Genomic DNA, 14624 nt, shown 5'->3' with positions numbered 1-14624 from the left:
AATAAAAAGAGAGAGCCTCCAACACCGGAGACTCTCTCTTTTGCAATAAGATTATCGGTTTTAACTTATTCAACAAACTGACTTATTTAACCATCGGCAGCCTATATAAACTTTGCAAAAGTTTAAACTCCCCGGCATCATAGAACTGGCAGCGTCCGGCACCGTAGTCTTTGGCCACTTCCAGGGAGAATTTGGCTGCGGCGGCAATATCGGTTTCGTGGCTTGCTCCGGTGGCGCAGCCTGGTACCGTTACTTCACTGGTGATGGCCACCGCCACCAGGGGTGAGCTTGTCACCACCGAGGGCTGAAAGATACTGTTAATGTGGTGCAACCCGTTGCCATAGGGGGTTATATCCTGCAGGGCCACCGGGAAGGTTACCGGCAGACGGCCGGTGGTGATCTGCAGGGTCGTTAATAAATCCTCACTGACTCTTAAAATGTATCCCTCTTTGATGGTAGGGGAAATAGCAATACCACGGTGGTTAATCACCCGGTTACCCTTGGTGGTGTCAAGGGATAAAATAGCGTCCATGGCTGGGTCCACTTCATAGCGATTCATGGTTTCCATATCCACCGGGGACCCCATGAAGGGTACCGGTTCGTGGGGTTGGGTCGGTGCATGGGGGCAAATATGGGTGGTGATCATCACATCCCCGGGCAATTTGTCTCCCTTTGCTTGCATTTCCACTAATTTGAGGGCCACAGCCAAGGCGGCAATGGCCCCGTCAGCATCGGATACCAGACCAATGCGCTCGGGTCTGGCGCCTATGCCTCCTAAGCGGCCAATTACTCCCAGGGTGGGTGCCGCTCCCCCCGCTGACTTGCCGCAGGTACCGGGTACATCAATTCGAATGAAATCAGTCGAACCAGCCTGTCCCTGTACCTGTTTTACGGTAACCTTATTTGCCCCCCGGCTTTGCAGTAAATCTGCCACTTGTTGTCCCGTTACCGCGGCACTATCCAGTAATTCATAAATTTCTATTACCTGTTTTAACATCGGTCGCCACCTCAATAAGTTTGCGTAATTAAGCCATAGCCGGCCGGTTTGCGATCCTTTAAATAGGGGGTCTCCCGGCGCCCTTGGATCAATTCAGCCAAATCCACCGTAGCCACCAGAATATCTTCCTCGAAGCGGGCTGCCTCGGCCAAGGTTTTTCCCCTGGTACTGACAATCTTGCTTTTGCCGTGCATAACCACATCTTCTTCCCTGCCGACCCTATTCACCGCTGCCACAAAGAGCCTGTTTTCCAAGGCCCGGGCAGCTATGTTAATATCCCAGATATCTTCATCCTCCTGGCGCCAGGCCGAAGGGGCAAAAATCACCTCGGCCCCCTGGAGAGTCAATATCCTTGCCACCTCGGGAAAGCCCATATCATAGCAAATCATAACCCCTACCTTACCAAATTCCGTTTCAAAAACGGGATAATGGTTGCCATCGGTAAAATAATAACGCTCCGTCGCATAGGCATGGACCTTACGGAAAACACCCTGCACCTGGCCGCCCTTGTCGATAAAGACAGCAGCATTATGGATCAGGCCGGTACTGGCACCCTTTTCATTCATGGGCAAAATAATATAAATACCTAATTCCTTCGCTAACCGGCAAAATATATCCGTGGTGGGACCGGGTACAGGTTCCGTTAGCTCCCATAATCTATTCTCTAGAAGCTCCGGTCGGTAGCCGGTGGTGCAAAGCTCCGGCAGGCAAACGATTTGTGCTCCCTTGGCTGCCGCCTGCCTGATCTTGTCACTGGCTGTGGCTACATTGGCCGGGACATCCCCCAGTACACAGTCCATTTGAATTAATCCAATGGTTACGTTTCTATTCATCACCCAACACCTATACCACCAGATTGCCGGCGGCCTTCACTCTGATTTTGGTGGCATTGCCCGGTAAATATGCCAGTGGCACATCTTCAATTTCAACAATATCGATGCTGTCTGGATCAGCACCGGCCTTGATTGCTTCTTCAATGGCCATTTGTTTAGCCCTTTGGATGGCCCCTTCCCGTCCCATTTCGTCAATGGAAAAGACCCTTTCCACTTGTCCGCTCACCTGGGCTATGGCCGAACCAATGGCATTGGCCACATCGTAGTGAGCCGGGCGTATTACTTCCGAAGCCCCGGCTAATTGATCCGGCAGGATGATACTGCCACCACCCACCAGGATAACGGGAATCGGCTCTGAGCTAGTTTTCATCCGATCGATGACGTCCTCGGTCATAGCAACGATTTGACCATAAGCTTGGTCCAGGGTTTCTTTGGGCAGGTCTTTCACCTTGCCGGCATCCCCCATGGCTGCTAAACCCAGGGCGGTTACCACATCCGAGGTGGTCAGGGTTTTGCCGCCAAAAATCATGGCTTCTTCGGTAATCCGGTAACCCACACTGTCCGGGCCAACGGTGATACCCCTTTCATTGCGTACAATGGTGCCGCCGCCCAGTCCAATGGAGATTAAGTCCGGCATGCGGAAATTGGTGCGCACACCGCCGATTTCTACGGCGATGGAGGATTCCCTGGGAAAACCGTTGACCAATACCCCCACGTCGGTGGTGGTACCACCCACATCAACCACCAAAGCATTCTTTTGCTTGGCTAAATAGGAGGCCCCTCGGATACTGTTGGTTGGGCCGCAAGCAATGGTTAGAATGGGGTAACGGGTGGCGTAGTCCACAGCCATTAAGGTTCCGTCATTTTGGCCAAAGTAAACGCTGGCATCAATGCCCTCCCGCTGCAGTGCGGCGATGAAACCTGCCGCTGTGGTCCGGGCCACATCAACTAAAGCGGCATTCAGCACGGTGGCATTTTCCCTTTCCAAGAGACCGACACTGCCAATTTCATGGGAAAGAGATACTGGGATATCGCCCAATTCCTCCCGCATAATTTCCGCTGCCCTCAATTCGTGGGTATTGGTGACCGGCGAAAAAACACCGATAATGGCGATCGAGTCCGCTTTGCCTTTGATTTCCTTGGCAATTTCCCGCAGCCTTTGTTCCTCCAAGGCAGCAATCTCCCTGCCGTCAAACTCATGACCGCCCTTCACCAAAAATTGTAGGTTGCCAATGGCTTGGCGCAGATCACTGGCCCAACCGGTTAGTGGTTTGATGGCACCGGTGGCCGGTAAGCCAAGTCGAATTACCGCCACTTTATTTAAACGCTTGCGCTCCACCACGGCATTGGTACAGTGGGTGGTGCCCAGCATGGCATATTTAATCTTACTGGGTTCCACTGCCCCCTGCTGCAGTACCATGGACATGGCCTGATAGATGCCAGTGGATACATCCGGCGTGGTGGGTGTTTTCGTTTTAGCCACAGGAGATAAGTTTTGATCCAAGATTACGGCATCGGTGTTGGTGCCGCCTACGTCAATACCAATTCTGAAACCCATTATTCTTGACCCCCCTTGTTACTTAGAACCCTTTCCTCTAATGGGATGTAATCAAGATCATAACCAAAATAGCGGGGTCCTACTGTGGCAATACCTTTGGCCGTACGCCAATGGGGGTGGCAGGGAATACCAATAACCACAGCCCTGGCTCCGTATCTTAGCCCTTCAGTGGTAATGGGGCGGCCGGTTTCGGCATCCAGAACGGCAATTAAATCCGGTGTGGTAATCAGCACTTCATTTTCTGTCCTGGCAATCAGGTGTTCGTTTTGGAAATTTAGAGTCAGGGCCTGTCCTCTATAGGCGTCAATGCCTTCCAGTTTACTTTCACCCCGGGCAAAACCACCCACGGTTCTACGGGCCACATCCACAACCTTGCCCCGGAACAACTCAAAACCATTGGTTACCCCTAGTACTGTTTTGATGGGGTCCATCCGATTTACCTTGGCCTCCCGAATCGCCCGGCCAATTTTCTCCGTTAGGGTAATAATGCCGTGGATGCCGCTCTTTTTCAGTTGTAAGCCTTGCATGGGATAAATGGCCAGCATCACTGAGCCACCCATTTCCACCGTGGCATTTCTGGCCAAACGCTCGGTCCAGACATTATCAACGGTATTTAACATTAGACTATTGCCCTTTTCATCGCAGAGCACCATCGGGGTGGCAGATATATCATTTAAGTGAAAGGTCACCATTTGCAATTCTGGAAAGGCTCTGCCCATGCCATCTGTGTCCACCACCGGAATACCCATCCGGGCAGCCAAGGCCAGAGGGATCATGGAGTTAACACCACCCGCTTCAATGGGAATCGTGGCATAAATCTTAGAACCCAGATAGCTCTCCAGGGAGTTAAAGGCACTCATAACCTCTTCGCCGCTGGGCACCTTTTCCACCAATACCGTGGGTGCACCCATCATGGCAGTGGGCACAATCAAGGCATCGTCGGGAACTTCATCTGGCTCTAAAAGTTTAATGGGACCAAACTCTTCCACAGCCTGGATAGCCATCAGTTTCCCTACATAGGGATCACCGCCACCCCCGGTACCCAATAAAGCTGCACCCAAGGCTATATCTTCAATGGCCTGAATATCTAAGATGCGCATTTAAAACTCTCTCCTTAAAATAAAAATTAAACAGTTTCGTGGGTCTTAGCAAATTCTACTTGGCTCTGGTTTGACACCATGGCATACACTTTCATGCCGATATAGTAGCCCAGTCCACCGGCCACCAAGGAGTTGATGGCAGGAATGCCGGTGTCGGTAACAAAATAACCCACCAGAAAACCAAGCAACCAGGCAGCCATGGTCACAGGATTCCATATTTCACAGGAATCTGGTAAAGCCCCCCGCTCCCTGCTCTCATCCAGAATCTGCCGGTTTCGTTTTAAAATATAATAGTCCACAAACATAATGCCAGCCACCGGCGGCACTGCTACCCCCAGGAATACTAAGAAATCAACAAAATAATTAATAATGCCAAGCATGGAGAGAACCGTTCCAATAACGCCAATGGCCCAAGTGGCGGTAACGCGGTTTACCTTCCATTGGAAAAGGGCATTGAGCATGTTGGTGATACCCAAACTCGAGGAATAAAGGTTGATGTCGTTTAATTTAATGGTTGAGAAAATAACGATGGCTGCCCCGATCCAACCGGCCAGGGATAGCATAATCGTTACGATATCACTGGAGCGAACTGCCAGAGCCATTAAAACAGACATCATGTTCATACCCAATTCTCCAACAAAGGTACCAATCAGAGTCATCCAGAATACATCTTTTTCTGATTTCATAAAACGGCTTAGGTCGGGGGTAATAATGGCACCAATCATAAAGCCCCCTGCCACCATGGTGGTGGCCACAGCAAAACTCAGAGGTTCCCCGGCAGGTTTGGCATGAATTAACTGCCCCACATCATGACCGGACAACACTTGATACATCGCAAAGCCTACGGCCAAAATAAACAAGGGTACCGAAATATTGGCAGTCAGACTTAACAACCGGAAACCAAAAACCACAATGACGGTTACAGCCAGCCCGGTAATCATAGCCCAAACTTGGACATTGAAAAGGCCAGTGGCCTCTAATAGCCCTTCGGCAAAAACCGTGTTTTGCACACCAAACCAACCCATCAGGGCAATAGCAATAACCCCCCCAATAATGGAGGAACCCATTTTACCAAAACCGGCCCAGCGGGATAACAAACTGGTGGATAAGCCTTCTCTGGCCGCCGCAGCACCCAGGGCATAACTTACCACCTGCAGCAGAACACTGCCCAGCATGGTTGCCCAAAAGGCACCCCAAAAAGTCATACCATAACCCAGTGCTGCACCTAACATAAGCTGGGAAACACAGGCTAGGGAACCAATACGGATCACCAGTACCTCCCACATTGGCCGCCTGGCCTCCATTGGTACCCTAGCTAACGAGTAATCGTCGCCGCCGTGTAGATTTGCCATCAATACTCCTCCTCAAAAAGATAAAATTATTTCTCAGGTAGACACCGGCAGGACTATTATTATGCAAAAACAATGCCATGGTTTTGTGAGAATCGGAGTTGTTGCAAAACACTGTTAAAAACAGCAACGAATAGGATAACAGGAGCTGCTTGGCCATCAGCCTTCCGCCTTCCGCTTTTTTGCATGTTTTGCTTAGGGGTCCATTGAGGATTAGCCGTTATCTTTTTTAAGCTGAAGACGGATGGCTAAATCACATTTCTCATTTTACACCTTTTTTCTCAATCATGTTTGCTTATTTATTAATTTTATATATATATTTCTCATATTTTCTCGTACTTTATCATTAATTTGCATATTGATACATAAACCCCAGGGGTATATAGTATAGTTATTAAACATTTGGAGGAAGACCTATGCTTATCAGTGGGGCAATAACTGCGGCTGTTAATAGCTTGGAAAATTTGTTACCCTGTCAGATTACCCTTTGGTATCGGCAGAAAATAATCTTTACAACCTTACCCTCGCCTCACACCCTGGTCAAGGAATGGCCAATCATAGGGGAGGCCCAACAGCTAAACAGCTCAGTTGTAATCAATTCCCCCAGACAACACCACCTGTGCCTGAAATGTCCAGTGGTTGATACCTGCTCAACAGCATTGGAGTTGTTTTTCCCCTTTCTGGAAAATAGCCAGGAGCCAGGCAGCGGAGTATGTCTGCAATTTACCCAGACAGCTCTGGATTACATGAAAACCCTGGGCTTAAATCCTTGGTTGCGTCACCTCAAAAACTATGCAGAACATATCGAATTTCTACTTAGGCAAAATGCCCAGATAAAAAAAGACTTGCTGCATACCCAGCAAATCCATTATCTATTATCACTCATCCCAGAGGGTGTTGTCTTAATGGACGAACAAAGGGAAATAAGTACCATGAACGAGCCGGCAGAAAAACTTAAACTTCCCCATTACTTGGAGAATAACAAAAACCCAAAGAGTTTTAAAACCCTTGGCAATAACTTTAACTTAATGGAAACCCCTTTACAAATCCAAGTTAAAAACTTTTATCATGATAAAAAGTTTATCGGAGCACTTTATCATAGCCAAAATGCCATACCCACTAACCCTACACCCCAACGAGTTCCACCCGCACCGGAGTTACCTAAAATAATCGGTAAATCCCCTGCCCTGCAAAAAATAATTAGTATGGTTAAACAGGTTGCAGGTTCTGAGTCCACTATCTTGCTGCGGGGCGAGAGCGGCACTGGTAAAGAGTTATTCGCCCACTCCATTCACGAATTGAGTTTGCGGTCCGGTGGTCCCTTTGTGGCCATCAATTGTGCCGCTATTCCAGAGTCACTTCTGGAAAGTGAATTGTTTGGTTATGAAGAAGGCTCCTTTACAGGTGCCAAAAAAGGTGGAAAACCAGGTATCATTGAGCTTGCCAACAATGGTACGCTTTTTCTGGATGAGATTGGTGATATGCCCTTAACCCTTCAGGCTAAACTCCTAAGGGTAATCCAAGAAAAGAGTATCGAACGTGTGGGGGGATCCCGTCCTATTTCTATTAACATACGACTGGTGGCCGCCACTCACCGCAACCTGGAAGAAATGATTGAGGCAGGCACCTTTCGGGAGGATCTGTTCTTTCGATTAAATGTAATACCCATTTTTATCCCTCCACTAAGACAACGTCCAGAGGATATCGAGTTATTGCTTAACTATTACCTGAGAAAATATTGTCTTTTGCTGAGGAAACCCTTTAGGATCTTGTCTTACGCCGCCCTACAGAAGTTGCTTGGCTATAATTGGCCGGGAAATATCAGGGAATTAGAAAACATGGTCGAATATCTGGTTAATATTCATAATCAAGAAATCATTGCCCCCGGGGATTTACCCTTAAATATTCGACAACTAACCAACGAGAAAACCCCTCTGGTCCATACCACGGCTCCCTTGCCCCAAAAAACGAAGGAACAAAGATCCCAGCAAGAAATAATTGACCTGCTTAATCGTTATGGTTGGCATACCGAGGGCAAAAAAAGAGTCGCCGCTGTCCTGGGAATCAGTCTGGCGACACTTTATCGTCGGATCAAAAAATATAAGATCAAGGAGTAAGCAATGATGCGGGAAAATTTTGTTGACCAAGACATCCTTCCCTTAACCCTGGGCAGTATCCTCTTAGGTTCCGGCGGTGGCGGCAATGCATTCACTTTGACTACCCCGCTGGAGAACGATTTAAAAAGAAATAAGCAAAGGATTAAAGTGATCCCCTATCATCAATTACCTGATAATTATACAGTTGCTTCGGTTGGGCTGCTTGGTTCGCCGGAACTAATGGAAGAAAACCTACCCGATGGCAGCGAAGGAAAAAGAGCCATTAACCTACTGGAAAAAGCCATTAACCGTAAGGTAGATGCCCTTTTTGCCCTGGAAGCTGCGGGCATTAATATCCTCTATCCCCTAATGGTGGCAGCTAAAACCGGTATTCCATTAGTTGACGGCGACGGCATGGGCCGGGCTTTCCCGGAATTGCATATGACCACCTTTCATATCTACGGCCAACCTGGCACTCCCTCTGCCCTTGCCAACTCCGAGGGAAAAGAGGACTTGTTTTTCCATGAAGATAACTTTCTGTTTGACCTTAATATAAGGAAAGCTCTGGTTAAGTATGGGGGAGTGGGCTACTTTGCCGGGCAGGCTATGACTGGCAGGGAAATGAAAGAATTCATCGTGCCAGGCACCCTTTCCTTCGCCCTGGAGATGGGGCTTGCTTTAAAAAATGGTCCCTATGAAGATACCTTTCAGGGTTTAAGCCATGTAACGAAAAACTCTATCTATGGCCAGGCCATCGAACTATTTATTGGCTCTGTGGTGGAAATAGGTAATATTGCCACGCAAAAATTAAAATCCGTGGTCTTAAAAGGAATTAAACATTATCAAGCGGATAGCTTTCAGGTACTAATACAAAATGAAAACGTCTTTGCCTATCGCAATGATAAAATGGTGGCCATGGTGCCGGACATCATTTCTTTTCTCGAATATCCTTCGGGTAAGCCCATCAATAATAATGAAATATATAATGGCATGCAAATAGCGGTCATTGGTATACCCTGTCCCAATATGCTGCGTACCACCAAAGCCTTGACCGTGGTTGGCCCGGCCTCCTTTGGTTATAAGTCCAGTTATGAGCCCTTAGAGATGTTTCACCCTGATTACTATTTTGGTAAAAATGGAGTTTAAGCTATGAACTATACCTTGAGCATATATTTGGAAGAAAAAAACATTTCCTGCCTTCTGGCCATTGAAGATATCCTATCGGCAACCGGCCAAGTTGGTTATGACCGTGATTTATCCGATACCTTTGACAGGTTAATTAATGATCTGCTCAAGCAGTCCGTTGCTGCTCCCGCGGAAATCAAAACCCTTTTGATTACCTGTGATTTTCTTGACCTTTTTGAGGTCGGTCAAATTAGCCGGGACAAAATTGGTTATATCCGATATCTCCCTAAGATAACCAGGGATCATCACCCCTTGGAACACTCTTCCTTACAAGAACTTGTTATCACAGGAACAGTGGATAGTCTCGGGGGCCTGGAGGATATCCTGAAAAAAATGAGCACCCAAAGGCTAAGTGCCTTGGCCATTAATCCTTCCTATTTTACATGGCGTCACTTGACCAGGGAGGTTCTAGAGCCCCTGGTGAGTAAACATCTTGGTCCATTACCATTTCTTATCGGTTCTGCCTTAAATAAAATTGGTTATTCGGCCAGGGAAAACCTGTTATTAATAAATACCCTGCTGCTGCCAGGGGTTAACCATTTTTATAATAAGCTGCATCAAGCAATGAAGAAAGTAGGAATTGAGGCTAAAATCCTTACCCTGCGCGGTAACGGTATGCTGATGACCGAGTCAAAGGCACGCCAGTTTCCTATTTATACGGTCAAGGCACCCATGGCAGGATGTTTTCTGATTGACTCTCCTTTTTCCGGACATGTCATTAAAGTTTTTCAACAGGATAAACAACTTATTTTTGGGCTGACGGAGCAGGGCTTACCCCACGCACCCAGTGCCCCAATCCATTACCGCCAGGCTTCCTTCCAAATACCCTACCCCTTCACCCGAAGGGTAATTTTGCCGAATCACCGCAGTTCGGATAGCTTGGGTAAAGCCATTAAAGAAATATTAACCTCATTAAATATGACCAATGAGTCTATACCCGTTGTGATCGATTTGCCAGACAGCGAAATAAAATCAATATTATTTCGCATCTGTCAGCGTCTCTACTTGCCGGTAATTAGTTGCAATCCCCACACTAAGACAGGTGCTTTGGCAGCACCTGTCTGTATCGAACATGAATATTGCCTCTCAGACTACAGAGATGCAAACCGCCTAAAAATACAAGCAGCACTGTGGGATAAAATAGATCAAGAACTTATTTCTGAACAGTTGCAGCCACTGGGTGAATGGTCGAGGTTCTGGGACGAACGTTTCATTCGTTACCTGCCAGAACAAACAACCCTCGTCCACCTTGGTGTATACGGCCGCTATCGATAAATAATTTTTATAAAGGCTTGGTTTTAAATTTTAATAGGACAGTTGTTCCTGAAGATCCCGTTTCAATATCGATGGTTGCCTGATGTCTTGCTGCTATGCCATGGCAAACGGTCATGCCCAGACCAGTCCCCCGCTCCTTGGTTGTGAAGAAGGGGGTGCCTATCTTAGCAAGTACATCTGGGGTAATTCCGGGGCCTTGATCTGAAACGGAAAGAATGACTTCATCACCGGAAGTAAAGGTACGAATGGTTAGACAACCACCCTGGGGCATTGCTTCTAAACCATTGCGGGCTAAATTTAGAATGACCTGACGGATTTGCGCAGGGTTAAGACGTACCTGGGGAAGTTGCTCCAGCTTAATTTCTATCGTATTATTCCTCCCCAGTGCATCCACCTGAAGGAGGGGAGCTATATTTTCAATAATGGGGTTTAACGGATGCCAATCTAACTGACTCGTGTGGTTTCTGCCAAGGGAAAGAAATTCGGAAATAATATCATTGGTTCTATCGATTTCTTCAATCATTGTTATAAAATAATCTTGATACTGGGCACATTCTTTATCCGCCAGCATTTGTAAAAAACCACGCACTACGGTCAAGGGGTTGCGGATCTCGTGGCCTATCCCGGCTGCCATTTGACCAATCAAATTTAATTGGTCTAAGCGAATCATCTCTTTTTCTAATTGCTTTCTCTGCTTTCGGCTTGCAGCCTCACGAATTTCACGTTCGATGGCAGGAATCAGTCGGGCCAGATTACCCTTGACAATATAATCATGGGCCCCGGCCTTCATGGCCTCCACCGCTGTACTTTCCGTAATATTCCCTGATAAAATGATAAAGGGAATATCCAGGTCCCTTTCCTTAACCAACCGAAGTGCGTCCATGCCTCCAAAACTAGGCATCACATAGTCTGCAATAACAATATCCCATTTTGCTTCTGCCAAGGCAACAAGCATATCTTGTCGGTTATCAACCTGTTGATAGAAAATATTATAGCCACCCTTGCGCAATTCCCGTAAAAGAAGCAGGGTATCATCCGCTGAGTCCTCCACGATTAATACTCGAAGATCCTTTGTCATTCGCCTAAAACCCCCAGCTATCGTGCATTAACGTTAATTAAGCAATTTACACCCTAACTCCTTGACATTTTTTCGTTTGGCAATTGGTTTAGTACCATCCAATACAGACCTAACTGCCTGACAGCCTCGGTAAACTCTATAAAATTTACTGGTTTTCGAACATAGCTATTTGCTCCTAGCTGGTAGCTTTCAACAAGATCCCTTTCCTCAATGGACGATGTCAGAACAACCACTGGCACAAATTTTGTCCGTGCATCACTTCTCATTCTTTTTAATACTTCTAAGCCGCTGACTTTGGGAAGTTTTAAATCCAACAACATAACCTCCGGCATGAAACTGGTATCACGCCCCTCATAAATCCCCGTACCAAACAGATAATCCAAAGCCTCCACGCCATCCCTGGCCACCACCACATCATTAGCCAGATTGTTCTTTTTTAATGCCTTCAAGGTTAAAAACTCATCATCAGGGTTGTCTTCCACCAACAAAATTACTTTTTCACTCATAACATAACTCCGTTCCAAATATTTTAGCTGTTAGCCCTTAGCCAAAAAACCAAAAACGAATCGCCAACGGTTAAAGGCTAGGTTAAGATCTTGCCTCGGGTTTCTTGGCCCAAAAACAGAACTGCCAGGGCCGTGATGGCAAAAACCGCTGTTAGCATAAAAAAGACCACCGCATAGCCATTTTCATTTCCCAGGGCCTCATAAAGCACACCTACCACATAGGGGGCCGCGATGGCACCTAAGCGACCCACCGCAGCAGCCCAACCAACACCCGTGCCCCTGACACGGGTTGGGTAGTTTTCTGGTGTATAGGCATAAACCGCCCCCCAGGCACCCAGGCTAAAGAAGTAAAGGAGGCTTCCCATAACCATAATCTCAGTAACTGTGTTACTTTGACCAAAGAAGTAGGCCGAAACCGCAGTACCAGCTAAATAAAGGATCAGTACCGCTTTGCGGCCAATTACTTCTATTAAATAGGCAGCAGTAAAATAGCCTGGCACCTGTGCCAGAGTCATAATTAAGACAAACTGCAAACTCTTAATTACCAAAAAGCCCTTACCCACCAATAAAGTAGGAATCCACATAACAAAGCCATAGTAACCGAAGTTAATACCCAGCCATAATATCCAAAGGGTTAGGGTGGGCCGCCAAAATGATCCCGACCAAAGTTCACGGAAAGAAACACCCTGCTCCTTAACAAGGGTCCAATCCTTACTGGTTTCATCTACCTTCATGCCCGCTTGTTGCTCCATTTGAGAAACAATGGCATCCGCCTCTTGGTAGCGGCCCTGTTGTACTAAAAACCGTGGTGACTCCGGTATCGCTCGCCTGAGGAAAACAGCAGCCAGTGCCGGAACCGCGCCAATATAAAAGGCAATTCGCCAGCCATATTGCGGAATCAGTAGATAGGCTATGAGGGCTGCGGCAATCCACCCCCAGGCCCAAAAGCTTTCCAATAGAACAACAAAACGTCCCCGCACGGATAAGGGGGAAATCTCACTAACCAGAGTTGATGCCACAGGTAATTCACCACCCAATCCCAGGCCAACAAAAAATCTCGCCAATAGCATCGTGGTAAGACCAGTTGCCAGCCCAGCAAAACCAGTGGCCAGGCCAAATAAAACTAAGGTAAATAAGATCACCTTCTTGCGCCCATATTTGTCCGCTAAGGTTCCACTGAGGGCGGCCCCCAGGGCCATCCCCACCATGCCAATACTGCCAATTAAACCAAGCTCTGATGGTGACAGTCCCCATTCCTTCTGCAGGGCAGGCATAACAAAAGAAACCAATCCGACATCCATGGAATCAAATAGCCAGCCAATACCAGTGGCCAGTAAAATTGACCAATGCATGGGAACCACCGGCAGCCTGTCCAACCTTTTTGCAATATCCATCAACTTGTATCCTTTCCCCTCTTGTGTCAACAGTCCCAAAATTTTCCTATTGACAAAAAAACCTATTTTTCTTTAATTTTAGCACTAAGAAGTCAACCTTGCCATAAAAATTGCCAATTAATATTATATACAAAAAAATAAGAAAAACCCGTGATCTTTTCACAGGTTTTCTATAGGAATACTTTATAATGTTTTTTGCAGCGTTTACAGCGATTGGGTGAATTCTCTGCGTAGCATTCCGCGCCGCATGGTTCTGCATGGATTAAAATACAAATATTCGGAAGCTGCAAACGAATATCCTTTTCTATTTGATCACATAAATGGTGTGCCTCCACCAGAGTACAACACTTGGGAATTAGCAAATGCATATCAATGTATCTCTCGCTGCCAGATTTTCTTGTGCGAAGATCATGATAATCAATGATCTGGTCTGAATAGCGTTTTATGGTTTCATCAATGATACTAACTTCATTTTGAGGCAGTCTGGCATCCAGAATGCTGTCCATGGAACCTCTGATCAAGTTAAAAGCCGCTTTAAGAATTAAAAAAGCAACCGCAATGGCAACAATTGGATCGATGATGGTAAAACCAGTAAAATAAATGACAACTATGCCAATAAATACCCCTAGAGAAGTATAAACATCCGTTAACAAGTGCCAGGCATCCGCGGCTAAGGCGGGTGAGTCCGTTTCCTTGGCAACCTTCATCAGTTTTCTTGAGACAAGTAAATTGACAAAGGCGGAAATACCCATCACCGCAGCCCCTAGACCAAGATGGTTAATGACAACCTCCCCTAAGAGCTTTGGTATCGCATTGCAAATAATCATGATGGCCGCACCGATAATCAACACAGCCTCAATGACGCTGGCAACGTTTTCATACTTTCCATGGCCGAAGTTATGACATTCATCAGCTGGTCTAGCAGAAATTTTCACGGCCGAAAATGCAATAAAAGATGCTATTAAATCAAGACCCGAGTGAATTGCTTCTGAAATTACGCTTACTGAATTCATAGAAAAGCCAACAGCCAACTTACCGAGGGTCAACAAAGCATTAGACATGATCGATAATCTTGCTGCCCTTATCTTAGCACTCAACCCAACCACCCCTTTTTGGGAAGGGTATAATCTTTGATCTAATAATACTCTATGATCATTCGTTGGGGAAGTTTCAATTTTTTTGCTTTTAGCTGTCAGCCTTTCGTTTTTGGCTAGCTATTCTGAAAAAGGACCATTAAAAGGGGTTCGGATTAT

12 protein-coding genes are annotated in these 14624 nt (G+C 46.6%); 3 read left to right on the top strand and 9 right to left on the bottom strand.

Annotated features, from left to right (window positions below):
- Window positions 1–82: 82 nt before the first annotated feature.
- The 5 genes from V6C11_RS18185 to V6C11_RS18165 are packed head-to-tail and all read right to left on the bottom strand — an operon-like array spanning window position 83 to window position 5840.
- Window positions 83–997, bottom strand: coding sequence for a DUF1177 domain-containing protein (locus V6C11_RS18185; RefSeq protein WP_333532624.1), 915 nt, complete (start codon window positions 995–997; stop codon window positions 83–85).
- An 11-nt stretch (window positions 998–1008) separates the two neighbouring features.
- The gene (locus V6C11_RS18180; protein ID WP_333532623.1) at window positions 1009–1830 is read right to left on the bottom strand and encodes a nitrilase-related carbon-nitrogen hydrolase; all 822 of its coding nucleotides are present in this window, start codon (window positions 1828–1830) and stop codon (window positions 1009–1011) included.
- A gap of 10 nt (window positions 1831–1840) precedes the next feature.
- On the bottom strand, window positions 1841–3388 hold the full coding sequence (locus V6C11_RS18175; RefSeq protein WP_333532622.1) for a hydantoinase/oxoprolinase family protein: 1548 nt from the start codon (window positions 3386–3388) through the stop codon (window positions 1841–1843).
- Window positions 3388–4488 (bottom strand): DUF917 domain-containing protein, encoded by a 1101-nt coding sequence (locus V6C11_RS18170; RefSeq protein ID WP_333532621.1) that lies wholly within the window; start codon window positions 4486–4488, stop codon window positions 3388–3390. The genes V6C11_RS18175 and V6C11_RS18170 overlap by 1 nt, the downstream gene beginning before the upstream one ends.
- 26 nt (window positions 4489–4514) lie before the next feature.
- Entirely contained in the window at window positions 4515–5840 is a 1326-nt protein-coding gene (locus tag V6C11_RS18165) for a purine-cytosine permease family protein (RefSeq protein ID WP_333532620.1), read from the bottom strand.
- A 413-nt stretch (window positions 5841–6253) separates the two neighbouring features.
- Between V6C11_RS18165 and V6C11_RS18160 the strand changes: the two genes are divergently transcribed.
- Genes V6C11_RS18160 through V6C11_RS18150 form a run of 3 tightly spaced genes read left to right on the top strand, consistent with a single transcriptional unit; the run spans window position 6254 to window position 10393 of the window.
- On the top strand, window positions 6254–7954 hold the full coding sequence (locus V6C11_RS18160) for a sigma-54 interaction domain-containing protein (protein WP_333532619.1): 1701 nt from the start codon (window positions 6254–6256) through the stop codon (window positions 7952–7954).
- 6 nt (window positions 7955–7960) lie between these two features.
- Window positions 7961–9079 carry a DUF917 domain-containing protein gene (locus tag V6C11_RS18155; protein ID WP_333532618.1) on the top strand — a complete coding sequence of 373 codons (1119 nt, stop codon included), beginning with the start codon at window positions 7961–7963 and terminating at the stop codon, window positions 9077–9079.
- A gap of 3 nt (window positions 9080–9082) precedes the next feature.
- Window positions 9083–10393, top strand: a complete 1311-nt coding sequence (locus V6C11_RS18150) for a methylhydantoinase (RefSeq protein ID WP_333532617.1) — start codon at window positions 9083–9085, stop codon at window positions 10391–10393.
- A gap of 7 nt (window positions 10394–10400) precedes the next feature.
- Here V6C11_RS18150 and V6C11_RS18145 read toward each other — a convergent pair whose 3' ends face one another.
- The 4 genes from V6C11_RS18145 to V6C11_RS18130 form a co-directional block, all read right to left on the bottom strand.
- Window positions 10401–11471: an ATP-binding protein gene (locus V6C11_RS18145; protein WP_333532616.1), complete on the bottom strand. Its 1071-nt coding sequence runs from the start codon at window positions 11469–11471 to the stop codon at window positions 10401–10403.
- Between the two features lie 53 nt (window positions 11472–11524).
- Window positions 11525–11977 (bottom strand): response regulator, encoded by a 453-nt coding sequence (locus V6C11_RS18140; RefSeq protein WP_333532615.1) that lies wholly within the window; start codon window positions 11975–11977, stop codon window positions 11525–11527.
- Between the two features lie 77 nt (window positions 11978–12054).
- Window positions 12055–13371: an MFS transporter gene (locus V6C11_RS18135; RefSeq protein ID WP_333532646.1), complete on the bottom strand. Its 1317-nt coding sequence runs from the start codon at window positions 13369–13371 to the stop codon at window positions 12055–12057.
- A 170-nt stretch (window positions 13372–13541) separates the two neighbouring features.
- Window positions 13542–14477, bottom strand: a complete 936-nt coding sequence (locus tag V6C11_RS18130) for a cation diffusion facilitator family transporter (RefSeq protein ID WP_442886096.1) — start codon at window positions 14475–14477, stop codon at window positions 13542–13544.
- Window positions 14478–14624 lie beyond the last annotated feature (147 nt).

Source organism: Desulfotomaculum sp. 1211_IL3151 (genome assembly GCF_036763075.1).
In the GTDB taxonomy this organism is placed as follows: Bacteria; Bacillota; Desulfotomaculia; order Desulfotomaculales; family Desulfotomaculaceae; genus Desulfotomaculum.
The sequence above is the reverse complement of the archived record's forward strand: the minus strand, read 5'-3'. Positions and strand labels throughout refer to the sequence as shown.